Annotated in this window: 26 protein-coding genes; 7 read left to right on the plus strand and 19 right to left on the minus strand. The window is 71.1% G+C overall.

Annotated elements, in window-relative coordinates; genetic code table 11:
• Positions 1–33 precede the first annotated feature (33 nt).
• The gene (locus tag ACWD4O_RS28255; RefSeq protein WP_451284004.1) at positions 34–429 is read right to left on the minus strand and encodes a nuclear transport factor 2 family protein; all 396 of its coding nucleotides are present in this window, start codon (positions 427–429) and stop codon (positions 34–36) included.
• 24 nt (positions 430–453) lie between these two features.
• Positions 454–852: a nuclear transport factor 2 family protein gene (locus tag ACWD4O_RS28260; RefSeq protein WP_451284006.1), complete on the minus strand. Its 399-nt coding sequence runs from the start codon at positions 850–852 to the stop codon at positions 454–456.
• A gap of 164 nt (positions 853–1,016) precedes the next feature.
• Between ACWD4O_RS28260 and ACWD4O_RS28265 the strand changes: the two genes are divergently transcribed.
• Entirely contained in the window at positions 1,017–2,063 is a 1,047-nt protein-coding gene (locus tag ACWD4O_RS28265) for a cyclase family protein (RefSeq protein ID WP_451284007.1), read from the plus strand.
• Positions 2,064–2,188: 125 nt separating this feature from the next.
• On the opposite strand, the gene ACWD4O_RS28270 is transcribed toward ACWD4O_RS28265, so the two are convergent.
• Positions 2,189–4,198 carry an alpha-ketoacid dehydrogenase subunit alpha/beta gene (locus ACWD4O_RS28270; RefSeq protein ID WP_451284009.1) on the minus strand — a complete coding sequence of 670 codons (2,010 nt, stop codon included), beginning with the start codon at positions 4,196–4,198 and terminating at the stop codon, positions 2,189–2,191.
• A 205-nt stretch (positions 4,199–4,403) separates the two neighbouring features.
• On the opposite strand from ACWD4O_RS28270, the gene ACWD4O_RS28275 reads away from it, so the two are divergent.
• Positions 4,404–5,111: a TetR/AcrR family transcriptional regulator gene (locus ACWD4O_RS28275; RefSeq protein WP_358804609.1), complete on the plus strand. Its 708-nt coding sequence runs from the start codon at positions 4,404–4,406 to the stop codon at positions 5,109–5,111.
• Positions 5,112–5,152: 41 nt separating this feature from the next.
• Here the strand turns inward: ACWD4O_RS28275 and ACWD4O_RS28280 are convergent, their stop codons facing one another.
• The 3 genes from ACWD4O_RS28280 to ACWD4O_RS28290 are packed head-to-tail and all read right to left on the minus strand — an operon-like array spanning position 5,153 to position 8,230.
• Positions 5,153–6,307: an acyl-CoA dehydrogenase family protein gene (locus ACWD4O_RS28280; RefSeq protein ID WP_451284011.1), complete on the minus strand. Its 1,155-nt coding sequence runs from the start codon at positions 6,305–6,307 to the stop codon at positions 5,153–5,155.
• A gap of 1 nt (position 6,308) precedes the next feature.
• Positions 6,309–7,367: an alcohol dehydrogenase catalytic domain-containing protein gene (locus ACWD4O_RS28285; RefSeq protein WP_451284013.1), complete on the minus strand. Its 1,059-nt coding sequence runs from the start codon at positions 7,365–7,367 to the stop codon at positions 6,309–6,311.
• Positions 7,364–8,230, minus strand: a complete 867-nt coding sequence (locus tag ACWD4O_RS28290; protein ID WP_451284015.1) for an enoyl-CoA hydratase/isomerase family protein — start codon at positions 8,228–8,230, stop codon at positions 7,364–7,366. Before ACWD4O_RS28290 ends, ACWD4O_RS28285 begins: the two co-directional genes overlap by 4 nt.
• A gap of 172 nt (positions 8,231–8,402) precedes the next feature.
• Between ACWD4O_RS28290 and ACWD4O_RS28295 the strand changes: the two genes are divergently transcribed.
• A complete protein-coding gene (locus ACWD4O_RS28295) occupies positions 8,403–9,932 on the plus strand; it encodes an acyl-CoA synthetase (protein ID WP_451284017.1) in 1,530 nt (509 codons plus the stop codon).
• Between the two features lie 3 nt (positions 9,933–9,935).
• On the plus strand, positions 9,936–10,706 hold the full coding sequence (locus tag ACWD4O_RS28300) for an SDR family NAD(P)-dependent oxidoreductase (RefSeq protein ID WP_451284018.1): 771 nt from the start codon (positions 9,936–9,938) through the stop codon (positions 10,704–10,706).
• A 51-nt stretch (positions 10,707–10,757) separates the two neighbouring features.
• On the opposite strand, the gene ACWD4O_RS28305 is transcribed toward ACWD4O_RS28300, so the two are convergent.
• The 4 genes from ACWD4O_RS28305 to ACWD4O_RS28320 all read right to left on the minus strand — a co-directional run bounded on the left by ACWD4O_RS28305 (position 10,758) and on the right by ACWD4O_RS28320 (position 14,605).
• Positions 10,758–11,582 (minus strand): IclR family transcriptional regulator, encoded by an 825-nt coding sequence (locus ACWD4O_RS28305; RefSeq protein WP_451284020.1) that lies wholly within the window; start codon positions 11,580–11,582, stop codon positions 10,758–10,760.
• 190 nt (positions 11,583–11,772) lie between these two features.
• Entirely contained in the window at positions 11,773–12,786 is a 1,014-nt protein-coding gene (gene dmpG / locus ACWD4O_RS28310; protein WP_451284022.1) for a 4-hydroxy-2-oxovalerate aldolase, read from the minus strand.
• On the minus strand, positions 12,783–13,769 hold the full coding sequence (locus tag ACWD4O_RS28315) for an acetaldehyde dehydrogenase (acetylating) (protein WP_451284024.1): 987 nt from the start codon (positions 13,767–13,769) through the stop codon (positions 12,783–12,785). Before ACWD4O_RS28315 ends, dmpG begins: the two co-directional genes overlap by 4 nt.
• Positions 13,766–14,605: a 2-keto-4-pentenoate hydratase gene (locus ACWD4O_RS28320; RefSeq protein WP_451284025.1), complete on the minus strand. Its 840-nt coding sequence runs from the start codon at positions 14,603–14,605 to the stop codon at positions 13,766–13,768. Before ACWD4O_RS28320 ends, ACWD4O_RS28315 begins: the two co-directional genes overlap by 4 nt.
• A 188-nt stretch (positions 14,606–14,793) precedes the next feature.
• On the opposite strand from ACWD4O_RS28320, the gene ACWD4O_RS28325 reads away from it, so the two are divergent.
• Positions 14,794–16,392 (plus strand): FAD-binding protein, encoded by a 1,599-nt coding sequence (locus ACWD4O_RS28325; protein ID WP_451284027.1) that lies wholly within the window; start codon positions 14,794–14,796, stop codon positions 16,390–16,392.
• 59 nt (positions 16,393–16,451) lie between these two features.
• On the opposite strand, the gene ACWD4O_RS28330 is transcribed toward ACWD4O_RS28325, so the two are convergent.
• Positions 16,452–17,033 (minus strand): TetR/AcrR family transcriptional regulator, encoded by a 582-nt coding sequence (locus ACWD4O_RS28330; RefSeq protein WP_451284029.1) that lies wholly within the window; start codon positions 17,031–17,033, stop codon positions 16,452–16,454.
• A gap of 8 nt (positions 17,034–17,041) precedes the next feature.
• The gene (locus ACWD4O_RS28335; protein ID WP_451284031.1) at positions 17,042–17,902 is read right to left on the minus strand and encodes an alpha/beta fold hydrolase; all 861 of its coding nucleotides are present in this window, start codon (positions 17,900–17,902) and stop codon (positions 17,042–17,044) included.
• 163 nt (positions 17,903–18,065) lie between these two features.
• Here ACWD4O_RS28335 and ACWD4O_RS28340 point away from each other — a divergent pair, with 163 nt between their 5' ends.
• Positions 18,066–18,938: a VOC family protein gene (locus ACWD4O_RS28340; RefSeq protein WP_451284033.1), complete on the plus strand. Its 873-nt coding sequence runs from the start codon at positions 18,066–18,068 to the stop codon at positions 18,936–18,938.
• 112 nt (positions 18,939–19,050) lie between these two features.
• On the opposite strand, the gene ACWD4O_RS28345 is transcribed toward ACWD4O_RS28340, so the two are convergent.
• Genes ACWD4O_RS28345 through ACWD4O_RS28360 form a run of 4 tightly spaced genes read right to left on the minus strand, consistent with a single transcriptional unit; the run spans position 19,051 to position 21,447 of the window.
• Positions 19,051–19,239 carry a ferredoxin gene (locus tag ACWD4O_RS28345; protein ID WP_451284035.1) on the minus strand — a complete coding sequence of 63 codons (189 nt, stop codon included), beginning with the start codon at positions 19,237–19,239 and terminating at the stop codon, positions 19,051–19,053.
• A gap of 15 nt (positions 19,240–19,254) precedes the next feature.
• Entirely contained in the window at positions 19,255–20,067 is an 813-nt protein-coding gene (locus ACWD4O_RS28350) for a mycofactocin-coupled SDR family oxidoreductase (protein ID WP_451284037.1), read from the minus strand.
• Positions 20,068–20,074: 7 nt separating this feature from the next.
• A complete protein-coding gene (locus ACWD4O_RS28355; RefSeq protein WP_451284039.1) occupies positions 20,075–20,305 on the minus strand; it encodes a hypothetical protein in 231 nt (76 codons plus the stop codon).
• Complete coding sequence (locus tag ACWD4O_RS28360; protein ID WP_451284041.1) at positions 20,302–21,447, minus strand: amidohydrolase family protein; 1,146 nt, start codon at positions 21,445–21,447, stop codon at positions 20,302–20,304. The genes ACWD4O_RS28355 and ACWD4O_RS28360 overlap by 4 nt, the downstream gene beginning before the upstream one ends.
• A 179-nt stretch (positions 21,448–21,626) precedes the next feature.
• On the opposite strand from ACWD4O_RS28360, the gene ACWD4O_RS28365 reads away from it, so the two are divergent.
• Entirely contained in the window at positions 21,627–22,490 is an 864-nt protein-coding gene (locus ACWD4O_RS28365) for a mycofactocin-coupled SDR family oxidoreductase (RefSeq protein WP_451284043.1), read from the plus strand.
• Positions 22,491–22,497: 7 nt separating this feature from the next.
• Here the strand turns inward: ACWD4O_RS28365 and ACWD4O_RS28370 are convergent, their stop codons facing one another.
• Genes ACWD4O_RS28370 through ACWD4O_RS28380 form a run of 3 tightly spaced genes read right to left on the minus strand, consistent with a single transcriptional unit; the run spans position 22,498 to position 25,426 of the window.
• Entirely contained in the window at positions 22,498–23,481 is a 984-nt protein-coding gene (locus ACWD4O_RS28370; protein ID WP_451284045.1) for an NADPH:quinone oxidoreductase family protein, read from the minus strand.
• Entirely contained in the window at positions 23,478–24,662 is a 1,185-nt protein-coding gene (locus ACWD4O_RS28375; RefSeq protein WP_451284047.1) for an acyl-CoA dehydrogenase family protein, read from the minus strand. Before ACWD4O_RS28375 ends, ACWD4O_RS28370 begins: the two co-directional genes overlap by 4 nt.
• Positions 24,659–25,426, minus strand: a complete 768-nt coding sequence (locus tag ACWD4O_RS28380) for an SDR family NAD(P)-dependent oxidoreductase (RefSeq protein ID WP_451284048.1) — start codon at positions 25,424–25,426, stop codon at positions 24,659–24,661. The genes ACWD4O_RS28375 and ACWD4O_RS28380 overlap by 4 nt, the downstream gene beginning before the upstream one ends.

Below are 25,426 nucleotides of genomic sequence, written 5' to 3' on the forward strand. Positions count from 1 at the left end.
GGCGGCACGGGCGTCCGGGTCCGGGCAGGAGCCTCAAGGCTTGAAGGTCGTGACCCGCTTGCGGAACCTCCATACGCCGTCCTCGCGGACGAGCGTGTCCTCGTAGGCGCCGACGAGCTGTGCGGCCCAGCCCGCCTCGCCGCGCACGAAGAACACGAGGCTGCTGCTGGCCGTCACCTCTTCCCCGGGCGGGGAGGTGAGGACGGTGTTGGCGACGAGGTGCAGCTGCGGCGCCTGCGGCACGAAGGCCCCGAAGGCCTTGCCGATCGCCTCCCGGCCCTCGAACGTGCCTTGACCGACGATCTCGGCGACGCCGTCCTCGGTGAACAGCTCGGGGATCACCTCGGTACGGCCCGCGTCCAGGGCGTGGGTGTAGGCGGCGATGGCGTTCTGCACGCCGGCCAGGGCCTCTTCGGTGGTCACGGTCATCGTTTCTTCTCCCTGGGGGTCGGCTCAGGCCTGGTAGGTCGTCACGCGCCGGTGCAGCAGCCAGTCGTCGTCGACATGGCGGAGCGTGTCGTCGTAGCGCCCGACGACCTGCACCGCCCAGCCCGACTCGCCGCGCTGCAGGAAGACGACGTCGCTCACCGCCGTCGCCTCGTCGGGGCCGACGGCGGTGACGACCGTGTTGGCCACCAGGTGCTGCTGCGGCTGGGTGGGTTCCCATCCCTTGAAGGCGGCGCGCAGCGCGTCGTGCCCCTGAAGGGGATCCGTGCCCGGAAGCTCCAGGACCGCGTCGGGTGTGTACAGCGCGACGACGTCGTCGGTGCGGCCGGCGTCCTGGGCCTGGGTGTGCGCCCCGATGACGGCACGCACGCCCGCCGCGACCCACGCCGGTGTGGATTCGCTCATTGCATCTCCAAGGGATAGAGGTTTCGACCAGTCAGTCTATTACCGAGATCGAGAAAATATGAAGCCCCGGAACGTACCGATCATTCTTGTTGACCGAGCGGTACAATCTCAATAGCATGCGGATGGCTGTCAACGGTGACCGTGGCCTGAGGAGGCGTTTTATCGTGACCAAGCGTTGGAAGCAGCGACCGCCGGGTTCGACATGGGGCGAGTTCGGTGAGGACGACGAACTGGGGCGCATCAACCTGCTGACGCCCGAGAAGGTGCTGCAGGGCGTCCGGGAGGTCGAGCACGGGATCGCCTTCAGCCTGAGCCTGCCGCTCGACTATCCGGGCGGCACCTCGCTGAACCAGCGCCGCTACCCGCCGATCCTGCGGCCCACCGAGGACCTCCAGCACCAGCAGGACGTCTTCTACAACATCAAGGCGAGCGAGCACTTCTCGCCGGACCTGATCGACGTGTGGTCCGACGACGTGGTCACCCTGTGGCTGCAGTACTCCACGCAGTGGGACGCCCTCGCCCACCAGGGCGCCGAGTTCGACGCCGACGGCGACGGGATCGCCGAGCCGGTCTACTACAACGGCTACCGGGCGGACACCGACCTCGTCGGACCCGCCGAGGACGCCAAGGGCGACGGCAGCGGAAGCCTCAGCTTCGCCCGCCATCTCGGCCTGGAGCACATGGCGCAGCACGGCGTCCAGGGCCGGGGCGTCCTCATCGACATCGCCCACCACCTGGGCACCGGCTACCAGCCGGTCAACTTCCGGCAGCTCCAGGAGATCATGGCGGCCGACGACGTCGTGGTCGAGCCCGGTGACATCCTGCTGCTGCACACGGGCTTCGCCACCCAGGTGCTCGCCTGGAACAAGAACCCCGACCCGGTCGCCATCCACCAGACGGCGGCCTACCTCGACGCGGACGACCCGGCGCTGCTCGACTGGATCGCCGAGTCGCAGATCTCCGCGATCGCGTCGGACAACTACGCGATCGAGGGCGTGGGCGTCACCCAGGCCCAGGGCCCGCACACCCTGCTCCCCCTGCACCACCTGTGCCTGTTCAAGCTGGGTGTCCCGATGGGCGAGCTGTGGTACCTGCACGACCTCGCCGCCTGGCTGCGCGAGCACAACCGCAGCCGCTTCCTCCTCACCGCGCCCCCGCTGAACCTGCCCGGCACCCAGGGCAGCCCCCTCACCCCGGTCGCGACCGTCTGACACGGGAGCGAGCGGACCCGCCGTCCGCCCCGACCTGTCCTGCCGATACGGCCGGGGCGACGGCGGAGCCCACCGGGGAGGCCCCAGGACGAGAGTCCTGGGGCCTTTCCTCGTGCGACCGGCGTTCACACCGCCGCGATGCGCCGCAGTGTGTCGGCGATGGTGTCGCGCGAGGGCAGCCACAGCCGTTCCAGGGACGGGGCGTAGGGGGCGGGCATGGCGGGCGGCGCCACCCGGGTGACGGGCGCGTCCAGGTGCCAGAAGCCCTCGTCGACGGCGAGGGCGGACAGCTCGGCGCCGACACCGAAGTCCCGTACCGCCTCGTGCGCGATGACCAGACGGTTGGTCTTGGCGAGGGAGGCGAGCACCGTCTCCCGGTCCAGTGGAGCGATCGTGCGCAGGTCGATCACCTCCACGCTCACGCCCTCCGCGGCGAGCAGTTCGGCGGCGGCCAGGCCGTCCTGGACCATCCGGGACCAGGAGACCAGCGTGATGTCGGTGCCCTCGCGGACCACCTTCGCCTTGCCCAGCGGGATCAGATGGTCGGCCGGCGGCTTCGGGCCCTTGAAGCCGTACTGCAGCCGGTTCTCGACGAAGACGACCGGGTTGGGGTCCTGGATCGCGGCGCGCAACAGGCCATAGGTGTCGGCCGGGTTGGAGGGCATCACCACGGTCAGCCCCGGCACATGGGCGAGCAGCGCCTCCAGGCTCTGCGAGTGCTGGCTGCCGGAGGAGCGGCCGGCGCCGAACTGGGTGCGCACCACGAGGGGCATGGAGGCCCGGCCGCCGGTCATGAAGCGCAGTTTGGCGGCCTGGTTGAGCAGCATGTCCAGGCAGACCCCGATGAAGTCCATGTACATGATCTCGACGACCGGCTTCATGCCGGCCATGGCCGCCCCGACCGCCGTGCCGATGATCGCGCTCTCGCTGATCGGGGTGTCCCGGACCCGGCCCGGGAACGCCTCGGCGAGCCCCCGGGTCAGCCCGAAGACGTTGCCGCCCGCGCCGACGTCGATGCCGGCGACGAACACGGTCGGATCGGCGGTGAGTTCGTGCTCCAGGGCCAGGCGTACGGCGTCCATGGAGCGGAAGATCTCGCCCTGGGCCGGGGCGGGCTCGGGCACGACGGGACGCGGGGCCGTGACGAAGTCGGACAGCGACTCGGGGGCCGGTTCGGGCAGGCTCCTGGCCCACCGCACCGCCGCCTCGATCTCCTCGTCGATCTCCTCGTCGACCGCGTCGGCCTGCGCGGCCGGAACCCCGGCCGCCGCCAGATGCCGGCGGGCCACCAGCAGCGGGTCGCGTTCCTTGGCGGCGGCGACCTCCTCGGCGGGGCGGTAGCGCTCGGGGTCGCCCTCGTAGTGGCCGTGCCAGCGGTAGGTCTCCGCCTCCACCAGGACCGGACCGCCGCCGCGCCGCAGCCGCTCCACCACGTCGGTCATCATGCCCGCCACCGCGAGGACGTCGTTGCCGTCGACGTGCGCGTATCCGATGCCGTAGCCCGCGGCGCGGGCGGAGAGCGGGGCCCGGTGCTGCTCGGCGGCGGGCGAGAACTCCGAGTAGTGGTTGTTCTCGCAGAGGAAGACGACCGGAAGGTCCCATACGGCGGCCAGGTTGACCGCCTCGTGGAACATGCCCTGGGCGACCGCGCCGTCCCCGAAGAACGCCACCACCACATCGCCCGCGTCGCGCAGCTTGGCCGCGGTCGCCACGCCGGCGGCGATCGGCAGTCCGGCGCCGACGATGCCGTTGGCACCGTAGATGCCCAGGCCCGGGTCGGCGATGTGCATGGAGCCGCCGCGGCCGTGGCAGGTCCCCGCCTCCTTGCCCATCAACTCCGCCATCATCGACGCCGAGTCCAGCCCCTTGGCCAGGACATGGCCGTGGCCGCGGTGGGTGGAGGTGATGCCGTCGCGCGGCCGGAGCGGCCAGCAGGCGCCCACGGCGCTGGCCTCCTGACCGATCGACAGATGGAGGAAGCCGGGTATCTCGGTCGCCTTGTAGAGCTCCGACGCCCGTTCCTCGAACCGCCGGATTCGGCGCATCCGGCGATACATCTCCAGGAGTTCGTCCGCATACGCGGACGCCGGGAGCCGGGAGCCGGCCATGGTCTGCTGCGGTGCCTCAGTGGTCATGCGCGTCCTCGCAATGCTCGCCCGGGCGGCACGAGGCCGCGCCGCCTGAGTCCTACTTTTAATGTACCGTCTGGTCTAGCAAACTGCTGTCAGCACGACAGATGTCCCGGACCCGCTTCCCCCCGGATGCGCCCGAGGCCGTCCGGATGCGGTGACGGGGCATGTCGCAGTCGAAACGTCGACACATCAGGCGGGGAGAAGAGCGATGCCCAGACCACCGGGCCACGGGCCGGGTTACGAGGTCAGACGCCAGAAGATCATCGACACGGCCGCCGAGCTGTTCGCCCGCCAGGGCTACGCGGCGACCTCCGTCAACGACCTGGGCCGCGCGGTCGGGCTCGCCAAGGGAGCGCTGTACTACTACATCAACTCGAAGGAAAACCTGCTCATCGAGATCCAGTCCCGGGTGATGGCCCCGCTGCTGTCCCGGGCCCGGCAGATCGCGGCGCTCGAGGCACATCCGCTGGTGCGGCTGCGCCTGCTGTCGGAGTCGCTGCTGACCATCATCTTCCGCAGGCTCGACCACATCTGGGTGTACGAGCACGACTACCGCAGCCTCACCGGCGACTACCTCCAGACCCTGCTCGGCCAGCGCGCCGAGTTCGAGCGGCTGGTCAGGGGACTGCTCACGGAGGCCATCGCGCGGGGCAGTTTCCGCGCGGTCGACCCGCGCCTGGCCACCCTGCAGTTCCTGAACCTGCACAACCACACCTACCAGTGGGCGAAGCCGGAGGGCCGCTGGGACGCCGCGTATCTGTCGCGCGAGTACTGCGACACCCTGCTGCGCGGGTTCGGGGCTCCCGGCGCGGCCCTGCCGGACCTGGAGGAGGCGGCGGAGGCGTTCAAGCGCGACCGCCCCGATCTGCCGCTCGACCCCGAGGCAGAGTGGCGTTCCGCGTCGCTGGCGAGCTGACCGAAGGGGCCCACGGCGCCCGCCGCGGGCCCCTTCACCGCTCATGCCCGGCTCACCAGCGCCCTGGCGATGACATCCCGCTGGATCTCGTTCGTGCCCTCGCCGATCTCGAGGATCTTGGCGTCGGCGTAGAACCGCGAAATCTCCGACTCCCGTACGTAGCCGTAGCCACCGTGGATCTGCAGCGCCTGGGACGCGGCGCGGTTGGCGACCTCGGAGGCGTACAGCTTGGCCATGGCGGCCTCCGTGCTGTACGGGCGGCCCTGATCGGCGAGCCAGGCGGCTCGGTAGACCATCCACCGGGCGGCCTCGAACTCCGTGCCGATGTCGGCGATCTTGTGCGCCACCGCCTGGAACGCCGACAGCGGACGGCCGAACTGGTGCCGCTCCTTGGCGTGTTTGACGGCGAGCGCGAGCGCCGCCTTGGCCAGCGACAGCCCCAGGGCGGCCACGCTGATGCGGCCCTTGTCGAGGACGGAGAGGAACTGGCGCAGCCCGTTGCCCTCCTCGCCGATGAGATGGTCGTCGGGGATCCAGCAGTCCTCGAAGACCAGTTCACGGGTGTCCATGGCGTGCCAGCCGAGCTTCTTCAGTTTGGCCCCGCAGGCGTAGCCGGGGGTGCCGGTCGGGACGTAGAAGGTGGCGAACCGCTTCCGCCCGTCCTCGTCCTTGCCGGTCGTGGCCAGCAGCGTGACGCCCTGGCTGATCTCGGTGCCGGCGTTGGTGATGAACATCTTGGTGCCGTTGATCACCCACCCGCCGTCGGCGCGGCGGGCGGTGGTGGTGATGCCGGCCGCGTCGGAGCCGGCGCCGGGCTCGGTCAGGCCGAACGCCCCGATGGCCTCGCCCCTGGCCAGCGGGGCCAGCCAGCGCTGCTTCTGTTCCTCGGTGCCGTACGCCAGCAGGGGGAGGGTGGCGATGGTGGAGTGCGCGTTCCAGGAGGAGGCCACCGACTGGTCGGCGGCGCCGAGTTCCTCCATGACGGCGACGTAGGAGACGGTGTCGGAACCCGCGCCCGCGTACTCCTCGGGCACGAGCATGCCCATCAGGCCGAGTTCGCCGAGCTTGGTGAAGACATGGGTCGGGAACTGCTCCTTCTCCGACCACTCCGCCGCGTTCGGGGCGATCTCCTTGGCCGCGAACTCACGGACCATGTCCTGCAGGTCGCGCGTCTCCTCGGGCAGATCGAAGTCCATGTCATAGTCCCTTCGGGGTCAGCAGCACCTTCAGGTGCTTTGCGCGGTCGGCTGCCAGGTCCGCGAAGACCCCGGCTCCTTCCGAGAGCGAGAAGCGTCCGGTGATCAGGGGAGAGGCGTCCAGGCGCCCGCTGCTCATCAGGTCGATCACACGGGGGATGTCGAAGTTGTAGCCGAGCGTGCCGAGCACGGAACGCTCGTAGAAGACCAGTTGCCCCATGTCGAACTCGACGCTGCCGTGCCCGACGCCGGCGAGCACGACCCGTCCGCCGCGCCGCACGGTGGCCAGCGCCTGCGCGGCGAGCGCCGGGACGCCGGTCGCGTCGACGACCACGTCCGGGCCGATGCGGCCGGTCTTGAGGAACACCTCACGGCGTACGTCGGTCTCGCGCGGGTCGTAGGCCTCGGTGACGCCGAGGCCGAGGAGCTTCTCCCGGCGGTCCGCCAGGGGTTCGCTCACATAGAGCCCGGCGGCGCCCGCGAGCCGGGCCGCGAGCACGACGGCGAAGCCGATGGGGCCGCCGCCGACGACCAGGACGTTGTCGCCGGGCCGGACGCCGGCCCGGGTGACGGCGTGCAGACCGACCGCGAGGGGTTCGGCGGCAGCCGCCATCTCGTCGCTCACGTTGTCGGGAAGCCGGGTGAGCCCCGCGATCGGGACGGTGACGCGGTCGGCGAACGCGCCGGGCGAGGCGAGGCCGACCGAACCGCTCCTGGGGCAGATGTGGTACTCGCCGCGGACGCACCAGTAGCAGACTCCGCACCGCCAGACGGGGTCGGCGGTCACCCGGTCACCGATCGCGATGCCGGGCACCTCCGCGCCCAACGCCGTTACGGTGCCGCTGAGTTCATGGCCCAGCGCGAGGGGCGGGCCGGCGCCGGTCAAGGGGTGCGGACCGTTGCGGATCATGTGCGGGCCTTCGAGGAACTCGTGCAGGTCGGTGCCGCAGACCCCGCACCAGGACACCTCCACGACGGCCTCGTGCGGGGCGGGGTCGGGCGGGTCCGGCACCTCTTCCAGCCGCAGGTCGCGCGCGCCGTGCCAGCGCAGTGCCTTCATGTGCGGGGCCCCTCTGTGTGGACGCTCGGCGCGTCGTCGGCTGCAGGTTCGATGTGGCTGGTCGCGGAGTTCTCCGCGTCCTTGAGAACGGGACCCTCGAACTTCGCCTCGCCCGGGCCGTGTTCGAGGAACGAGCGGATGCCGGTCGTGGCGTCCGCGGTGCCGAACACGCCGGTGAACAGGGACCGTTCCAGGGCGAGCCCGGCGGACAGACCGGTGTCGGCGCCGTGGTCCACGGCCTCCTTGATCGCCTCCAGGGCCGCGACCGGACCCTCCGCGAGCCGCCGGGCGTAGCGCAGGGCGACGGCGTGCGCCTCCCCCAACGGGACGACCTCGTCCACGAGTCCGAGCCGCAGCGCCTCCTCCGCACGGACCCGGCGTCCGGTCATCAGCAGGTTCTTGGCCCGTGACGGTCCGATCAGCCGGGTCAGCCGCTGGGTGCCGCCCGAACCCGGGATGATCCCGAGCTGTACCTCCGGCTGACCGAGGAGCGCGTCTTCTGCCGCCACCCGGTAGTCGGCGGCGAGGGCGAGTTCGAGGCCGCCGCCGAGCGCGTACCCCGTGATCGCGGCGACGACGGGCATGGGCAGCCGGGCGACCTCGTCGAAGGTGCGCTGCAGGGCCCGGTTCCACCCCCGTACGTCCTCGGGTCCCATCAGGGCGAGCGCCTTGACGTCCGCCCCGGCGGCGAACAGCCGCTCGCCTCCGTACAGCACCACGGCCCGCACGTCCCGGCTGTCGGCCAGCTCGCGCACGCGGGCGGCCAGTTCCTCCCGCTGGGCGGTGTCGAAGGCGTTCAGGGGCGGGTGGTCGAGTCGGACCGTGACGACCGGTCCGGCGATGTCGAGGCGGATGCGAGGCAAGGGGGCCCTCCTCGGTCAGGAAGCGGCTTCAGGCCCGCCTGGATGGTTGTCGACCAGTGGGCTCCGTCGTAGAGTGCGGCTCAACGTTTTATAGACCAAGAGGTACACTAAATCTTGGTAGCGGGCAACCGACCGGTCGGGACAATCCCGGCCGCCGAGCCGGAGAGTCGCCGTGCACAATTTCTCGAGCATCCTCGATTACCACCTGGCCCAGCGGCCCGACGCCGTGGCCGTGGCGCAGGAGGACCAGCGCCTGACGGTGCGCCGATTGCATGAACGGGTCGAACAGCTGGCCTCCGCACTGACGGAGCTGGGCGTCGGGCGCGGCGACGTCGTGGCTCTGCTGCTGTACAACCGGCCCGAGTTCCTCGAACTCGTCTATGCGACCAATCGCATCGGGGCGGTCTTCCTGCCGCTGAACTACCGCCTGTCCGAAGAGGAGTGGGCCTACATCCTGGGCCACTCCCGGGCGAAGGCGATCGTCACCGAGGCGGAGTTCGTGCGCCCCGTGGACCGCATCGCGGGGAAGCTGGACGACCTGGAACACCGCATCCTGGTGGACGACCCGCCCGCGCCCGACTGGACCGGCTACGAGGCGCTCCTCGACCGGCATCGGGGAGCGCACATCCCTGCCGTGGACGTCGGTCCGGAGGATCTCCAGCGGCTGATGTACACCTCGGGCACCACCTCGCGTCCCAAAGGCGTGCGCATCACCTACGGAAACGTGCAGGCCAAGAACCTGGCCCACATCGTGCACTTCGGCCTGACCGCGGCCGACACCACGCTGGTCTGCGGCCCGCTGTACCACGTCGGCGGCCTGGACATGCCGGCCCTGGCCACCCTGTACGCGGGCGGAGGCGTGGTCCTGCAGCGCAGGTTCGACGCGGAGGGCGCCCTGCGCGCCATCCAGGAGCACGGCGTCACCAACGTCTGGCTCGCGCCCGCCATGGTCAACGCGGTCCTGGAGGTCCCGGACCGGGAGGCCTACGACACCAGCTCGGTCCGCTTCATCCTGGGCGGCGGCGAGAAGACCCCCGAACCGGTGCTGCGGCGCATCATGAACGCCTTCCCGAACGCCTGGTTCGCGGACGCCTACGGACTGACCGAGACCGTCTCGGGCGACACCTTCCTCGACCGCGAGCACGCGCTGTCCAAGCTGGGCTCGGTCGGCCGGCCCGTCCCGCACACGCGCGTGCGGATCGTCGACGACACCGGGCAGGAACTCCCGGCCGGGGAACTGGGCGAGATCACCCTGCGCGGGCCGAAGGTCTTCGCGGGCTACTGGCGCGACGAGAAGGCCACCGCGGCGGCGCTGCGGGACGGCTGGTTCCACACCGGGGACATCGGGCACCTCGACGAGGACGGCTTCCTCTATATCGACGACCGCAAGAAGGACATGATCGTCTCCGGTGGGGAGAACATCGCCACGCCCGAGGTGGAGCGGGTGCTGTACGAGTGCCCGGCCGTCCTGGAGGCCGCCGTGGTCGGCCTGACCCACCCCCGCTGGGGCGAGGTCCCCCGCGCCTTCGTGGTCTTCCGGCCGGGAGCGAGCGCGGGACCGGAGGAACTGCGGGAGTTCTGCCGGGAGCGCCTGGCGAAGTTCAAGGTGCCGGCCCGCTTCGACATCGTCGACGAGCTGCCCCGTACCCCCTCGGGCAAGGTCCTCAAGCGGACCCTGCGCGACATCCCCGCGGAGGGCTGAGCCATGGCCGACGTCAACACCGACCTGCGCCTCGACGGCAGAACCGCCTGGGTGACCGGCGCGGGCAAGGGTCTCGGCCGGGCCGTCGCGGTCGCCCTGTCCCAGGCCGGGGCGGACGTGGCGGTGACCGCCCGGACGGCCGCCGATCTGGAGAGCCTGGAGGCCGAACTCGCCGGGTACGGCGGAAAGGTACTGGTGCTGCCCGGCTCCGTCGCCGACTCGGACGTGGTCCGCACCACGGTCGAGCGGATCACCGGGGCGACGGGCCGGCTGGACACCGTGGTCAACTGCGCGGGCATCAGCCCGCACTTCACCCGCAGCGAGTTCGTCACCGACGAGGACTGGCGGCGGGTGCTGGACATCAATCTCCAGGGCGCCTTCTACTGCTGCCGCGAGGCCGGCAAGGTCATGCTGGAGCAGGGCGCCGGCTCGATCGTCAACGTCTCGTCGGTGCACGCGCGCACCGGCTTCGAGCGGATAGCCGCCTACGCCGCCAGCAAGGGCGGGGTCGAGGCCCTCACCAGGGCGCTTGCCGTCGAGTGGGCGGACCGCGGTGTGCGCGTCAACGCCCTGGCGCCCGGCTACTTCCGGACGGACCTCAGCTCGGGCCTGCTGGACAGCAAGTGGGGCGCGCGGATCGTCGGGGGCACTCCCCTGGGCCGGGTGGGCAGCGTCGAGGAACTGGGCGGCGCGGCGGTGTTCCTCGCCTCGGACGCCTCCCGGTTCGTCACGGGCACGACCGTCACCGTGGACGGGGGCTGGACGGCCTGGTGAGTGGGCCTGGCGAGGGGGCCGGAGCAGCCGCTCCGGCCCCTTCTCCCGTCCTCAGCCGACGAGGTTCCGTGCGTCCCGGCGCTCCGTCCTCGGGGTTCCGAAGAGCTCCTCCGTCACGGCCTGCACGGCGTTGACCACGAGCGGGGCCACGAGTTCCAGCGAGGAGCGGCCGTCTCCGACCACCGATATCGCCCCGACCGGTCCCTCCGGCCCGCGCAGCGCGAGACCGACGCAGCCGAGGTCGGGGAAGCACTCTCCCCGGTCGATCGCCAGCCCGCCCCGGCGGCGTACCAGGCGCAGCTCGCGGTGCAGTTGGTCGAGATGGCCGATGCTGTGCCGGGTGCGGCGCTCGATCGCCTGGGCGTAGCGCAGGTCGATCTCCTCCGGGCTCAGCCAGGCGAGCATGGCCTTGCCGAGCCCGGTGCAGTGCGCGACCGCCCGGCCGCCGACCCTAGACGGTATGTCCACCGCCGCCCGGCCTCCCACCTTGTCCAGGTAGTAGATCTCCGGCCCGTCCAGCACGGCCAGGTGGACGACCATTCTGGTGCGTACGGCCAGGTCCAGAAGGTGGGGTGCGGCAGCGGCCCGCAGACCGCCGTGTCCGGTCTCCCGGCCTCCCAGACCGAGTGCCCGCGGTCCCAGCGTGTATCCGGCCACCGTATGGCGCAGCCACTCCAGCCGGACCAGCTGGTCGAGTATCCGGTGCGTGGTCGAGCGGGGCAGATGGGTCCGGCGGGAGACCGTCTCGAGCGTCAGATGGGTCTGCGGACGTTCGAACAGGTCCATGATCAGCGTCACACGCTCCATCATCGACGGGGGCAGCGCATGCCCGTCGACCTCGGAGGATCGCGAGCTCAGGCGAAGGGCAGACGTCATCGTCGGTGCCTCTCTGATCAAAACTGAAATCAATTCTAGTTCAGCGCCGGCGTCAAAGTACCAATGCCGCGGGCCGCAGAGAAAGAGTCGTGCACCGATTTATTGGGACGATCGGTCCATTCTTTACGGGACGCAAAAACGTACCGCTCCCCGGGAGATCCTTTCCGGGGAGCGGTACGTGCTGCCGGCGTCAGCCGTGGGTGAGGTCCAGGGCGATGTCCACGATCATGTCCTCCTGGCCGCCGACGAGGCCGCGTCTGCCGACCTCCTCCAGGATGGTGCGGGCGTCGAGGCCGTACTGCTCGGCCGCGGCCTCGGCATGGCGCAGGAAGCTGGAGTAGGCGCCGGCGTAGCCCAGGGTGAGGGTCTCCCGGTCGACGCGCACCGGCCGGTCCTGGAGCGGGCGGACCAGGTCCTCGGCGGCGTCCTGGAGGGCGTGCAGATCGCAGTCGTGCTTCCAGCCGTAGAGGTTGGCGACGGCGACGAACGGCTCGATCGGGCAGTTGCCCGCGCCCGCGCCCTGTCCGGCGAGGGACGCGTCGACCCGGGTCACCCCCTCCTCCACCGCGACCACGGAGTTCGCCACCGACAGGGAGAGGTTCTCGTGCGCGTGGATGCCGATCTGGGTCTGCGCGTCGAGGACGTCCCGGTAGGCGCGGATGCGGTCCCGCACGTCGTCCATGGTCAGCCGGCCGCCGGAGTCGGTGACGTACACGCAGTGCGCGCCGTAGGACTCCATCAGCTTGGCCTGGGCGGCGAGGGTCTCGGGCGCGGCCATGTGCGCCATCATCAGGAAGCCCGAGACGTCCATGCCGAGTTCGCGGGCCGTGGCGATGTGCTGGGCCGCGACGTCCGCCTCGGTGCAGTGGGTGGCGATGCGCACCGAGCGGACGCCGAGGGCGTAGGCCCGCTCGAGTTCGGCGATCGTTCCGATGCCCGGCAGGAGCAGGGAGGTGAGGACGGCGCGGTCGATCGCGTCCGCGGCCGCCTCGATCCACTCCCAGTCGGTGTTGCTGCCCGGCCCGTAGTTGAGGCTGCCGCCGGCCAGTCCGTCGCCGTGGGCGACCTCGATCGCGTCCACGCCGGCCCGGTCGAGGGCCGCGGAGATCCTGGACACGAACTCGGGCGTGATCCGGTGCCGGATGGCGTGCATCCCGTCCCGGAGCGTGACGTCCTGCATGTAGAGCCTGCGGGTCGCGGTCACTTGGTCACCTCGGCAGTCGGTCGCGCGGCGATGCGCTCGGCGACGCGCAGTGCGGCCGAGGTCATGATGTCGAGGTTGCCGGCGTAGGCGGGCAGGTAGTGCGCGGCGCCCTCCACCTCCAGGAAGACGGAGACCTTGGTGGTCGGCCTCTCGGAGGCGTCGTCCGCCAGCAGTGTGTGGACCGGGTCGCCGGCGGGCACAGGGGTGAACTGGACCTCCTGTTTGAGCCGGTAGCCGGGCACGTACTCGGCGACCGCGGCCACCATCTCCGTCACGGAGGTCCGGATCGCGTCGTGATCCGCCTCGCCGATCAGGCAGTACACCGTGTCGCGCATGATCAGCGGCGGTTCGGCCGGGTTCAGGACGATGATCGCCTTGCCCCGGCGGGCGCCGCCCACCTTCTCGATGGCGCCGGACGTGGTCTCGGTGAACTCGTCGATGTTGGCCCGGGTGCCGGGCCCGGCGGACCGGGAGGCGATCGAGGCGACGATCTCGGCGTAGGGCACCGGTGTGACCCTGCTGACCGCGTGGACGATCGGGATGGTCGCCTGACCGCCGCAGGTGACCATGTTGAGGTTGTCGACAGCGTTGTCGATCCCGTTCTCGACGGCGTTGTCGATGGCGCTCAGGTGCTCGTCCAGGTTCACCGTCGGCACCACGTACGGTCCGATCGCCGCCGGGGTGAGGTCGACGAGGCGCTTGCCGTACGGGGCGAGCTTCTCGGCGTTCTCGACGTGCGCCTTCGCCGACGTGGCGTCGAAGACGATCTCGATGTCGTCGAAGCCGTCCATGCGGATCAGGCCGTCCACGCCCTCGTGCGTGATGGGGACCTTCAGGCGCGCGGCGCGCGCGAGGCCGTCCGAGTCCGGGTCGATGCCCACCATCGCGGCCATCTCCAGTGAGTCGGACAGGCGCAGCACCTTGATCATCAGATCGGTGCCGATGTTGCCGGAGCCGATCACGGCCACCTTGGTCTTCGTCATCCGTCTTCCTTGGGGTTCTTGGTGGAGAAGGTCGCTGTCACCGAGCCCAGGCCCGGCATCTCGGCCCGTACGGTGGTGCCCGGCGGGGTGGGGACGAGCGGGCCCAGGGCGCCGGAGAGCACGATCTGGCCGGCGCGCAGCGGGTCGCCGAACTCGCGGGCGGTGCGGGCCAGCCACAGCAGCGCGGCGAGGGGGTCGCCCAGGCAGGCTGCGCCGTTCCCCTCGGACGCGAGCCGGTCGTCGGCGTACAACCGCATGGTCACGTCCCGGGGTTCGAACTCCTTCAGGTCGGTCCGCTCCCGGCCGAGGACGAACAGGCCGCTGGAGGCGTTGTCGGCGACCGTGTCCGTGATCGCGATGTCCCAGTCCGCCACCCGGCTGTCCACGATCTCCAACGCGGCCACCGCGTGTCCGACCGCCGACCGGACCCGCTCGACGTCGAGACCGTCGTCGTCCAGATCGGCGGCGAGCACGAACGCGATCTCCGCCTCCACCCTGGGCTGGAGCAGCCGGTCGCAGGGGACGGCCGGCAGGCCGGTGACGTCCATGTCGTCCAGCAGCACTCCGAAGTCGGGCCGGTCGACCCCCACTTGACGCTGCACCGACTCGGAGGTCAGCCCGATCTTGCGCCCGACGACGCGTGCTCCGGCGGCGATCCGGTCGCCGACGACGCGTCGCTGGACGGCGTACGCGAGGCTGATGTCGCTCGCGCCGAGCAGGTCCCGTACGGGCGCGCACGGCCGGCGGTCACGGGCGGCGCGGACGAGTCGTGCGGCCGCGTCGGCCACGGCGGTCTCACGGTTCGCGACGGCCGTCGGTTCCCAAACGTCTGTCATTGCCATCCTCAACTCGTGTCGGCCTTCAGCCTGGGCCGCCGTGCCGCACGGCAGGTCCGAGCGTTCCGCTCACCGGGACTCGGAGACCGGGAACCGTGCCGGTCTCGCTCAGCGAGATGACGCGACGGCGCCGCCGCGCCGGCTCGTTACCGTCGCCCGGCGAACTGCGCAACGGTGAGGAGGTTCGGATGAGCATCAACGAGGATGCGTACGACGTGATCGTCGTGGGGTCGGGCGGAGGTCTGGTCGGGGCGTACGTGGCGGCGGCGCGCGGGCTGCGCACGCTCGTCGTCGAGAAGACCGACCGGGTCGGCGGCACCGTGGCGTACTCCGGCGCCGGTCTGTGGTTCCCGGGGTCCGCGCCGCTGAGCCGGGCCGGCCTCGGGGACGACGTCGAGCAGGCGCGGACGTATCTGCGCAGCGTCGTCGACGACCCGACCCGGGAGGCGCTCCAGGACGCGTATCTGGCGGCCGGGGTCGCGCTGATCGACGAGCTGGAGCAGAACCCCTGGTTCCGGTCCTTCGTCCACGGGCCGGTTCCGGACTACTTCGCGTCGAGCCCGGGGTCGTCGCCCACGGGACACACCGTCTTCCCGCCGCCGGTCGAGGTCGCACAGCTCAAGGAGCGCAGGGCGCTCATGCGCGACTCGCTGCCCACCGAGCGGTTCGGCTTCGACGAGGGCCCGGTCCTGGTCGGCGGCCGGGCGCTGATCGGCCGGGCGCTGTCGGCGTTCCTGGAGACGGGCAACGGCGAGCTGCGGCTGAACACGGCGCTGGAGAGCCTGATCGTCGAGGACGGCAGGGTCACCGGCGTCGAGGTCGTCACCGACGGCGAACGGGTCCGGATCCGCGCCGGGCGGGGCGTGCTCCTCGCGGCCGGCGGCTTCGAGCGCGACCGTGAGCTCCGCGAGAAGCACCAGTCGCCGCTCACCGGAGAGTGGACCGAGGGCGCCCCGGCCAACACCGGTGACGCCCTGCGGGCGGGCATCGCGGTGGGCGCGGACACCGATCTGCTGGACGAGGCCTGGTTCGTGCCGGGGCTCGTCCACCCGGACGGCCTGCCGCTCTTCCACACGGGCACCCGGGGCGGGATCTGGGTCAACGGCGCGGGCGAACGCTTCGTCAACGAGACCCGGCCCTACGACCAGGCCGCGCACGAGATCGTCCGGCTGCACCACACGACCGGCGTGAGCCACATTCCCGCCCACTGGGTGTTCGATCAGCGGCACCTGGACCGGGACGGCATCGGTTTCCCGCCCGCCACGCCGGGGCCCGAACAGTGGCTGGAGTCGGGCGCGTTGAAGAAGGCCGACAGCCTGGAGGAGCTGGCGCGTCTGATCGAGGTGCCGTTCGACGCGCTGAAGCGGACCGTCGACGAGTTCAACGGGTACGCGCGGACCGGTGTCGACGCCCGGTTCCACCGGGGCGAGACAGCGTGGGACCGGATGTTCCACCACATCGTCCCGTTCCCGGCGGACCCCCGGCAGAACCTCCCGGCGAAGCCGGAGACCGAGTTCCCGAACCCGCTGCTCGTGCCCGTCGAGACAGCGCCGTTCTACGTGGCGACCATCGTCCCGTCCGACATCGGCACCAAGGGCGGCCTGAAGATCGACACCCACGCGCGTGTGCTGCGCCCGGACGGCCGGCCGATCGACGGCCTGTACGCGACCGGGAACACCGCGGCCGCGATGTCGGGCCGCGTGTACCCGGGTGCGGGCACCCCGATCGGTTCGAGTCTCGCGTTCGGGTACCTGGCGGTGCTGGACATGGCCGGGGCGACGGACTGACACAACGCGTCTGCCCGGGACACGGTGACCTGTCCCGGGCGTTGTGCTGTGCGGGTCCGCTACCGCGCCGCGATCAGCCGTGCGGCGAGCCGCAGGTCCGCCTCGCCCTGCTCGGTGGAGATCTCCTCGGTCAGCATGGCCACGAACAGGCCCCACCAGCTGTAGACGAGCAGCCGGACCCTGCTGCGGGCCTCTTGGCGGTCCCCGAGCAGGTGCAGGAGCCTTTGCCCCAGCGCCTTCTCGACGATGTCGATCCGGGTCGGGACGACGCTCGCGTACTCCGTGAACGACGACAGCGCCACGGCCGAGGCCAGCAGCTGGCCGGCGAGCAGTTTGCCGCTCAGTGCGACGAGCGTGTCCGCGACCTCGGTCACCGGATCGGCGTCCGCCGCGACCGGCGCCCCGCCGTCGCGGCCCCCGAGGAACTCCTCGATGTGCCACTCGAGGACGCCCAGGAAGAGAAGGGGCTTGGACGGGAAGTAGCGGTACAGGGTGGCGATCGCGACACCCGCTTCCCTGGCGACGTCGTGCATCTGCACATCGGCGAGTCCGTCGCGCGAGCCGAGGTCGGAGGCGGCGCGCAGGATCCGGACCCGGCGGGCGGCCTGACGGGCGGACGTAGGGGCAGCGGGTGGCCGCACGGTCGTCCTCAGCAAGTCTCCGGGCGGGTCAGGAAGGCCAGCACCGCGCTCTCCCAGGCCTCCTTCTGCTCGATCATCGCCCAGTGCCCGCAGTCGGGCAGCACATGCAGTTCGGCCTTGGGAATCGTGCGCAGCGGCAGCAGGGCGTTCTCCAGCGGCGTGACCCGGTCGTCGCGCCCCCAGGTCAGCAGCGTGGGCGCGGTGACCTTGTGGAGCGCGGCCCAGACGGGCTGGTCGGACTGGGACTGGGCGGCCTGGATCGCGGCCATCGCCTGACGGCCGTAGATCCGGCGGGACGCCTCCAGCGTCGCCGGCTCGGTGGCGCTCGCCCAGCGTTCCTCGATCAGCTCGTCGGTGAGCAGCGCCGGGTCGTGGACCATCGCCCTGAGCCACTGGACGAGGTTGTCCCGGGTGGGGTTCTCGGCGAACTCCACCAGCAGGTTGAGGCCTTCGCTGGGCGCCGGGGACAGGATGTTGCGGCCCACGCCGCCGATGGTCACGATCCGGCGGAACAGATCCTTGTGGGCGACGGCGAGCCCCACCGCGACGAACCCGCCCATGGAGTTGCCGATGACGTCGACGCGGTCGAGGCCGAGACCGTCCAGGAAGCGCAGGACCGCCTTGGGACCGGCCGCCATCGGGTTCTCGGAGGTCGGGTCGCTCACCCCGAAGCCGGGGAACTCCAGGGCCAGGCAGCGGAAGCGGCGGGCGAGCACGGGGAGGTTGCTGCGGTAGTTGCGCCAGCCGGTGACTCCCGGCCCCGACCCGTGCAGCAGGAGCAGCGGCGGCCCGTCGCCGGCCTCGTGGTACCGCAGGGTGCCGTCGTCGGTGTGCAGTTCGCGCAGGGTGTCCTGGTAGCTGAGTGTCATGACGGTCACCGTCGCACCGGCCGGGCGCCTCTCGTCGTCCGTCTCCCGATCAGTGGGACGCGCCCGGCGGGGGGCGCGCCGGGCTGTCTAACGTCACGGACATACCGATGCCGGGGGCCCGACGGGCCGCCCCGGACCTGACCAAATGTGAGGGGAGGGCCTGATGGGTGTTCGCTCACTCGGGTACCTGCGTCTGGAGTCCAACGACCTCGACAAGTGGAAGGCCTTCGGAGCCGACTTCCTCGGCCTGATGCCCGTCGAGGGCGGCGACTCCGAGTCGCTGTCCTTCCGGATGGACGACTACCCGGCCCGGATCGTGGTCTCGCCGGGGGCCCAGCCCGCGATGACGGCGCTGGGCTTCGAGGTCCTCGACGAGCGGGAGCTGGCGCGGCTGGTCGCGGACGTCGAGAAGGCCGGGATCAAGGTGACCGCCGGCACCGAGGCCGAGGCGGCGGAGCGGAAGGTCACGGGCTTCGTCAAGTTCAACGACCCGGGCGGCAACCCGGTCGAGCTGTTCTACGGCACGACCCTCGACCATGTGCCGCTGCAGACCCCGCTGGTCTCGAAGTTCGTCACCGGCGACATGGGCTTCGGACACGCCATCATCTCGGCCGAGGACGCGCGCGGCACGTTCGACTTCTACGTCGGCGTCCTCGGCTTCATCGAGCGCAACACGATGCGCTCGCCGGGCGGCACGACCTGGTTCATGGGCTGCAACCCCCGGCACCACACCCTCGGGGTCACCCCGATGCCGGGTCCGGGCCGTCTGCTGCACTTCATGGTGGAAGGGGCGACGCTGGACGACGTGGGGCGCGCCCTCGACCGGGCCGGCAAGTACGAGGTGCCGATGATGCACTCGCTCGGCAAGCACACCAACGACCACATGGTGTCGTTCTATGTCTGGTCGCCGGAGAACTACGCCGTCGAGTTCGGCTGGAACGGTCTGCAGGTGCCGGAGCCCGTCCCGGTGTACGAGATCACCGACGGCGCGTTCTGGGGCCATCACTTCACGCCGCCGCCGGGCGCTCCGCTGTAGGTGCCGCGATCTGTCGTCGCTTGTCCGCGGCGCCATCGTGGCTGGTCGCGCAGTTCCCCGCGCCCCTTGGGGCACTGAGCCCCACGACCCGAGGTCGTGGGGCTCTGCCGTGTCACTCGACCGTGATCGCCCGTTCCGGGCAGGCCGACTCCCCGTCGTGGGCCGCCTGTTCGAGACCTTCCGGGACCTCCCCGTCGAAGGGCAGCGCATAGCCGTCGTCGTCGAGGCGGAAGAGCCCCGGTGCCGTCGCTGCGCACCGGGCGTGCCCGGAGCACGACGACGTGTCGATGGTGACCTTCATTCAACCGACTCCGTTCTACGGCTTGTTGGTCGACCCCGCGTCGACGGTGAACTGCAGACCCGTGACGTACCGCGCCTCGTCGGAGGCGAGGAACAGGACGGCGTTCGACACGTCCCGCGGCTCGACGTAGGGGGCGAGGGGGTTCATCGCGGCCAGGGCGAACAGCGGCTCCCGCGCGGCGAGTTCCTCGACCGGCACGCCGACGGTGATGCCCGTGTCGCTGACGCCGGTCGGGTGGACGGTGTTCACCCGGATGCGGTGCGGGGCGAGTTCGTTGGACAGGGCCTTCATCAGACCGACCACCCCGTGTTTGGCGGCCACGTAGTGGGCGTAGGGCACATGGCCGCGGATGCCGGCCGCCGAGCTGGTGATGACGATCGAGCCGCCCGCCCCGGCCTCGATCATCCAGGGGATCGCGGCCCGTGCCGTGTTCCAGGCGCCCTTGAGGTTGACGTCGACGACGACGTCCCAGGCCTCCTCGGACAGTTCCCAGGCGGCGCCGATGCTCATGACGCCGGCGTTGGCGACGACCACGTCGAGCCGCCCGAACTCCGTGCGCGCCGCGTCGACGGCGGCCCGCACCTCGGCGATCGAGCGGACATCGGCCTGTACGGCGACACATCGCCGGCCCGTCGCCCTGACCAGCTCCGCGGTCTCCTCCAGCTGTTCCTTCGACGCCAGCGGGTAGGGCAACTCGTCGCTGATGTCGTGGCAGACGTCCGTGACGACGATGTCCGCGCCCTCCTCCGCGAGTCGTACGGCGTGGGAGCGGCCCTGTCCGCGGGCCGCTCCCGTGATGAGCGCAACCTTGCCCTCCACACGCCCCATGGCAACCTCAGTTCTTCTTCGAGTGGTCGGTCGGGTGGAGGAGTTCCTCGGCGGCCTCGCGCAAGGCGCGCAGCCGGGACCGCAGGAGTTCACGCTCGGCCTCGTCGGAGTCGCCGAGTTCGGCCAGGCGGACGTCCGTCTCGGCGATCTCGGCGCGGAGCCGGCCGTGGGCCTCTTCGCGGGTGAGCAGGTCCAGGTCGGTCCAGTCGGAGCGCTCGGACTCCGGGCGGCGGCTCATGCGGGGAGGTTGTAGAGGCGGCGGGTGTTCAGTTCCACGATCTGGTGCACCTCGTCGTCGGGTACGTCGGCGAGCACCTCGGCGGCGTAGGCACGGCTCTTGGGCCAGTAGGAGTCGGAGTGCGGGTAGTCGCACTCCCAGGTGATCTTGTCGATGCCGACGTGATGGCGGACCTCGACGCCGAACCGGTCGTCGATGAAGCAGCCGTGGAAGTGCCGGTGGAACAGCTCCGAGGGCCGCACGCTCTGGTTGACGTTCTGGTAGAAGCGGTGCCGCTCCCAGGTGCCGTCGCTGCGCTCCAGCAGGTACGGGATCCAGCCGATCCCGCCCTCGGACAGCCCGATCTTCAACTTGGGGTGTTTGTGCAGCACCGGGGAGAACAGCAGGTCGGCGGTGGCGAACATGGCGTTGCAGCCGAACAGGGCGATCGTCACGGCGAACGGGGCTTCGGGGGCGGTCTTCGGCGGCTTGCCCGAGGTGCCGAAGTGCAGGCACAGCGGCAGCCCGGTCTCCTCGGCCGCCGAGAACACGGGGTCCCAGTGGTCGGTGTGGAAGGAGGGCAGGCCGCGCGGGGCCGGGTTCTCCGGGAAGGAGATCGCCTTGGCGCCCTTGGCGGCGGTCCGGTGGATCTCGGCGACGCAGGCCTCGACGTCCCACAGCGGCAGGACGACCAGGGGGATGAGCCGGCCGGGGGCGGTGGCGCACCACTCGTCCAGCACGAAGTCGTTCCACGCCTGGACGCACAGCCGGGCCAGCTCACGATCCTTGCCCTCCAGGAAGACGGTGCCCGCGAACCCCGGGAAGGACGGGAAGCACAGGGCACCCCACACTCCGTCGAGGTCCATGTCGCGCAGGCGGGCCTTCGGGTCGTAGCAGCCCGGGATCATCTCGTCGTAGCGGGTCGGTTCCAGGCCGAACTCCTCCGGTTTCTTCCCCGCGACGGCGTTCAGGCCGATGTAGGGGTAGACCCGGTCCTCGTAGACCCATACCTCGGCGGGTGCCTTTCCCTCCCCGCGCGACTGTTCGACGATCCGCGGGCCGGCCTCCCGGAACCTCACCGGCAGTCGGTCCGACCACAGTCGTGGGGGCTCGATCAGATGGTCGTCGGTCGACAGCAACTTCATCCATGGCTGCAACGGCATCTTGCGCTCCCTCGGTCTCGGAGACTCTCTAGCAGCAGGTCGATTGCGTGCACTGATCGCATCCCACTGAGTGGAAGGCCTAGCGCCAAGACCCCTCACTCTGTGCGGGATCATGGATGACGAACCAGATCCATGTCACGCTATTCAGGCTACTCTTTTATGTGACGGAAGGAGACCCCATGGGTCGAGTGCAGGACAAGGTCGTCTTCATCACCGGAGCCGCGCGCGGACAGGGCCGGGCCCAGGCGATCCGGCTCGCCGCGGAGGGGGCCGACATCATCGCCGTCGACCTCTGCGAGGACATCGCCACCAACGGCTACCCCCTGGCCACCGCGGACGACCTCGACGAGACCGTGCGCCAGGTCGAGAAGCTCGGCCGGCGCATCGTCGCCCGGAGGGCCGACGTACGCGATCCGGCGGCGCTCAAGGCCGCCGTGGCCGACGGCGTCGCCGAGCTGGGGCGCCTGGACGCCGTGGTCGCTCAGGCCGGCATCTGCCCGTTGGGGCCCGGCCAGACCGCGCAGGCCTTCCTCGACGCGATCACCGTCGACTTCAACGGGGTGGTCCACGCGGTGGAGGCGGCTCTGCCCCATCTGCCCGACGGCGCCTCGATCGTCGCGACGGGGTCCATCGCCGCGCTGATCCCGGCGACCACCGACAACCCGGCCAACGGGCCCGGCGGGCTGGGGTATTCGTTCGCCAAGCGCCAAGTCGCCGCGTTCGTGCATGACTTGGCGACGGTCCTCGCCTCCCGGCGGATCCGGGTCAACGCGCTGCACCCCACGAACGTCAACACGGACATGCTCAACAGCGACCTCATGTACCGGTCGTTCCGGCCCGACCTGGAGAACCCGAGCCGCGAGGACGCGTTGCCCTCCTTCCCTGCAACGACCGGTTTCGGCATCCCCTACGTCGAGCCGGAGGACGTCGCCGACATGGTCCTGTTCCTCGTCTCCGAGGAGTCCCGCTACGTCACCGGCATGCAGATGCGGGTGGACGCCGCCGGTTACGTCAAGCGGCGTCCACAACTTCCCACGTTCTGAAGGGCGTTCACGCCCCGCCGGTCAGGTCGAGGACCACTTTCCCGGTGGTGCGGCGTTCCGCCACGTCGGTCAGGGCGGATGCCACGTCGGCGAGGGGGTGGACGCGGGAGACGAGCGGGCGCATGCCGTCCCGGACCATCCGGGCGAGCGCCCGGTCGCCGGCCGCCACCGCGTCCGGGGCGTACTGGCGCAGCATCCGGATCTCGAAGCCCCGCACGACCGCGTCCTTGAGCAGCACCAGGTTCAGCGGGATCCGCGGGATCTTCCCGTCGGCGTAGCCCACCGTGACGAACCGGCCGCCCCGCCGCAGTGCGCGCAGGGCGGCCTCCGCGTGGTCGCCGCCCACCGGGTCGACGACGAGGTGGGCGCCCTCGCCGCCGGTCGCTTGCCGGATGCCGGTCTTCAGGTCTTCGCGGGCGTAGTCGACGCCCGCCTCCGCGCCGAGCCTGCGGGCGACCGCGATCCGGTCCTGACTCGACGCCGCCGCGATCACGCGCAGCCCGAGCCGGGTCGCGACGTCGACGGCCGCGGACCCGACCCCGCCCGCGGCCCCGAGCACGGCCGCCCACTCCCCCGCCGTGGCCTGCCCCACGGTGACCAGGCTGTGGTAGGCGGTCGCGTAGGTCACGTGGAACGCGGCGGCATGGACCATGTCGAGTCCGTCGGGGACGGGGCGCAGCCCGGACACGGGCACCACGACCTGCTCGGCGAAGGCGCCCGTCAGCACCGCCCCGGCCACGGGTGAGCCCACGGGAGGGCCGGTCACCCCCGGCCCCAGCGCGGCCACGACTCCGGCGAACTCGCTGCCGGGGGTGAACGGCAGCGGCGCGCGCACCTGGTAGCGGTCCGCCACGAGCAGCACGTCGGGGAAGTTGACCGCGGCGGCGTGCACCCGGACCAGGACCTCCCCCGGACCGGGTCGGGGGTCGTCGAGCTCGACGACCGAGAGAGAGCCGGGCGGCCCGTACTCCGTACAGCGTGCGGCTCTCATCGCGCCCTCCCGGCGGTCGGCATCGCCGGGTCACGGGGCAGACCCAGCACCTGTTCGGCGATGGTGTTGCGCTGGATCTCGGCGGTGCCCGCGCCGATCGTCGAGGCACGGGTGCGCAGGAAGCCCCAGACCCAGCGCCCGCGCTGGACGGCATGCGGATCGCGCCGGCCGAGGGTCGCGTACGGCCCGAGCAACTCCAGGGCGAACTCGTGCAGTTCCTGCTCGAACGTCGCGATGAAGAGCCGTGAGGTCGAGGAGGCGGGCCCGGGCTCGCCCTTCGCCATGATGTCGGCGATGGTCCGCATCCCGGTGAGCCGCATGATCGTCACCCGGATCTCGAAGTCCGCGAGCCGGTCGCGCACCAAGGGGTCCGCCGTCGCGCCGCGCTCGTGCGCCAGCTCGATCAGCTCGTCGAGCACACGCCGGTACCGGGCCGCCTGGTTCATCGCGCCGGCCGCGCGTTCATGGCCGAGGCTCGTCCGCACCAGCGGCCAGCCACCGTTCTCGGGGCCGATCCTGCTCGTCACCGGCACCCGTACGTCGTCGAAGAAGACCTCGCAGAAGTGTGCGTCCCCGGTGAGATCCCGCAGCGGGCGCACACTCACGCCCGGGGCGTGGGCGTCGATCAGGAGGTAACTGATGCCTTCCTGGCGGGAGTCGGGAGGGCCGGTGCGCACCAGCGTGAAGAGGATGTCGGCGATGTCGGCCGAACTGGTCCACACCTTCTGCCCGTTGACGACGTACTCCGCGCCCGCACGGTGTGCCGTCGTGCGCAGTGCGGGGAGGTCCGAGCCCGCCTCCGGTTCGGAATAGCCCTGTGCCCAGACGGTGTCGCCGCGCAGCATGGGCCGCAGGAAGCGCTCCTTCTGCTCCGTCGTGCCGTAGGTGATGAGGGTGGGCGCGGCGATGCCGAGTCCGGTGCCCAGCGGTCCGGGGACCCGGGCTCGCGCGTACTCCTCCTGGTAGCCGACCTGGCGGGTGAAGGACAGGTCCATCCCGCCGTACTCGCGCGGCCAGCTCGGGCCGGCGTATCCGGCGTCGTACAGCGTGGCCAGCCACTTCTTCTGCCAGGCGAGACGCTCGGCGGGGTCCTTGGGTCGTCGGCCCGGATGCTGCTCCGTCAGGAAGGCCCGCAGGCGGGCCCGGAACTGCTCGTCGGTCTCGACCGCTGTCATCGTCATCGCGGAGCCATGCGGATGGCGCCGTCGAGGCGGACGGTCTGGCCGTTGAGGTAGGGGTTCTCCAGCATCTCGACGGCGAGACGGGCGAAGTCGTCCGGGTGGCCGAGGCGCTTGGGGTGGGGCACGGACGCGGCGAGTCCGTCGCGGATGTCCTCGCGCAGCCTGCCGAGCATCGGGGTCTCCATGACGCCCGGGGCGATGGTGTTCACCCGGATCTGCCAGCCGGCCAGGTCGCGGGCGGCGACGAGGGTGATGCCGTGCACGCCGGCCTTGGCGGCGGTGTAGGAGGTCTGGCCGATCTGACCGTCGAAGGCGGCGACCGAGGCGGTCAGGACGACGGCCCCGCGGTCGCCGTCGACGACGTCGTTGCCGGAGAGGCGGGCGGCGGCCAGGCGCAGGACGTTGTAGGTGCCGATCAGGTTGACCCGGACGACCTCTGCGAAGGTCGCGAGGTCGCCGGGGGTGCGGTCGCGGTCGATGATCCGGGTGCGGTCGCCGCCGCGCCCCGCGCAGTGCACGACGAAGCGCAGCGGGCCGAGCTCCTGTGCGGCGTCGAGGGCGGCGCCGACCACGGTCTCGTCGGTGACGTCGGCGGGGACGAAGCGGGCGGCGTCGCCGAGGTCGGCCACCGCCTTGACGCCCTGCTCCGCGGAGATGTCCGCCAGGACGACCCGGCCGCCGCGGTCGACGATCCGACGGGCGGTCGCCAGTCCGAGTCCGGAGGCGCCGCCGGTGACCAGTGCCGAGGCACCGTCGATGTTCAC

Source organism: Streptomyces sp. NPDC002623 (assembly GCF_053592635.1).

Bases quoted from the DNA above. Each gene is read 5' to 3' on its own strand.
- ACWD4O_RS28255 (WP_451284004.1), bottom strand. From the start codon at position 429: ATGACCGTGACCACCGAAGAGGCCCTGGCCGGCGTGCAGAACGCCATC.
- ACWD4O_RS28260 (WP_451284006.1), bottom strand. From the start codon at position 852: ATGAGCGAATCCACACCGGCGTGGGTCGCGGCGGGCGTGCGTGCCGTC.
- ACWD4O_RS28270 (WP_451284009.1), bottom strand. From the start codon at position 4,198: ATGACCACTGAGGCACCGCAGCAGACCATGGCCGGCTCCCGGCTCCCG.
- ACWD4O_RS28275 (WP_358804609.1), top strand. From the start codon at position 4,404: ATGCCCAGACCACCGGGCCACGGGCCGGGTTACGAGGTCAGACGCCAG.
- ACWD4O_RS28280 (WP_451284011.1), bottom strand. From the start codon at position 6,307: ATGGACTTCGATCTGCCCGAGGAGACGCGCGACCTGCAGGACATGGTC.
- ACWD4O_RS28285 (WP_451284013.1), bottom strand. From the start codon at position 7,367: ATGAAGGCACTGCGCTGGCACGGCGCGCGCGACCTGCGGCTGGAAGAG.
- ACWD4O_RS28300 (WP_451284018.1), top strand. From the start codon at position 9,936: ATGGCCGACGTCAACACCGACCTGCGCCTCGACGGCAGAACCGCCTGG.
- ACWD4O_RS28305 (WP_451284020.1), bottom strand. From the start codon at position 11,582: ATGACGTCTGCCCTTCGCCTGAGCTCGCGATCCTCCGAGGTCGACGGG.
- ACWD4O_RS28315 (WP_451284024.1), bottom strand. From the start codon at position 13,769: ATGACGAAGACCAAGGTGGCCGTGATCGGCTCCGGCAACATCGGCACC.
- ACWD4O_RS28320 (WP_451284025.1), bottom strand. From the start codon at position 14,605: ATGACAGACGTTTGGGAACCGACGGCCGTCGCGAACCGTGAGACCGCC.
- ACWD4O_RS28325 (WP_451284027.1), top strand. From the start codon at position 14,794: ATGAGCATCAACGAGGATGCGTACGACGTGATCGTCGTGGGGTCGGGC.
- ACWD4O_RS28335 (WP_451284031.1), bottom strand. From the start codon at position 17,902: ATGACACTCAGCTACCAGGACACCCTGCGCGAACTGCACACCGACGAC.
- ACWD4O_RS28340 (WP_451284033.1), top strand. From the start codon at position 18,066: ATGGGTGTTCGCTCACTCGGGTACCTGCGTCTGGAGTCCAACGACCTC.
- ACWD4O_RS28345 (WP_451284035.1), bottom strand. From the start codon at position 19,239: ATGAAGGTCACCATCGACACGTCGTCGTGCTCCGGGCACGCCCGGTGC.
- ACWD4O_RS28350 (WP_451284037.1), bottom strand. From the start codon at position 20,067: ATGGGGCGTGTGGAGGGCAAGGTTGCGCTCATCACGGGAGCGGCCCGC.
- ACWD4O_RS28355 (WP_451284039.1), bottom strand. From the start codon at position 20,305: ATGAGCCGCCGCCCGGAGTCCGAGCGCTCCGACTGGACCGACCTGGAC.
- ACWD4O_RS28360 (WP_451284041.1), bottom strand. From the start codon at position 21,447: ATGCCGTTGCAGCCATGGATGAAGTTGCTGTCGACCGACGACCATCTG.
- ACWD4O_RS28365 (WP_451284043.1), top strand. From the start codon at position 21,627: ATGGGTCGAGTGCAGGACAAGGTCGTCTTCATCACCGGAGCCGCGCGC.
- ACWD4O_RS28370 (WP_451284045.1), bottom strand. From the start codon at position 23,481: ATGAGAGCCGCACGCTGTACGGAGTACGGGCCGCCCGGCTCTCTCTCG.
- ACWD4O_RS28375 (WP_451284047.1), bottom strand. From the start codon at position 24,662: ATGACGATGACAGCGGTCGAGACCGACGAGCAGTTCCGGGCCCGCCTG.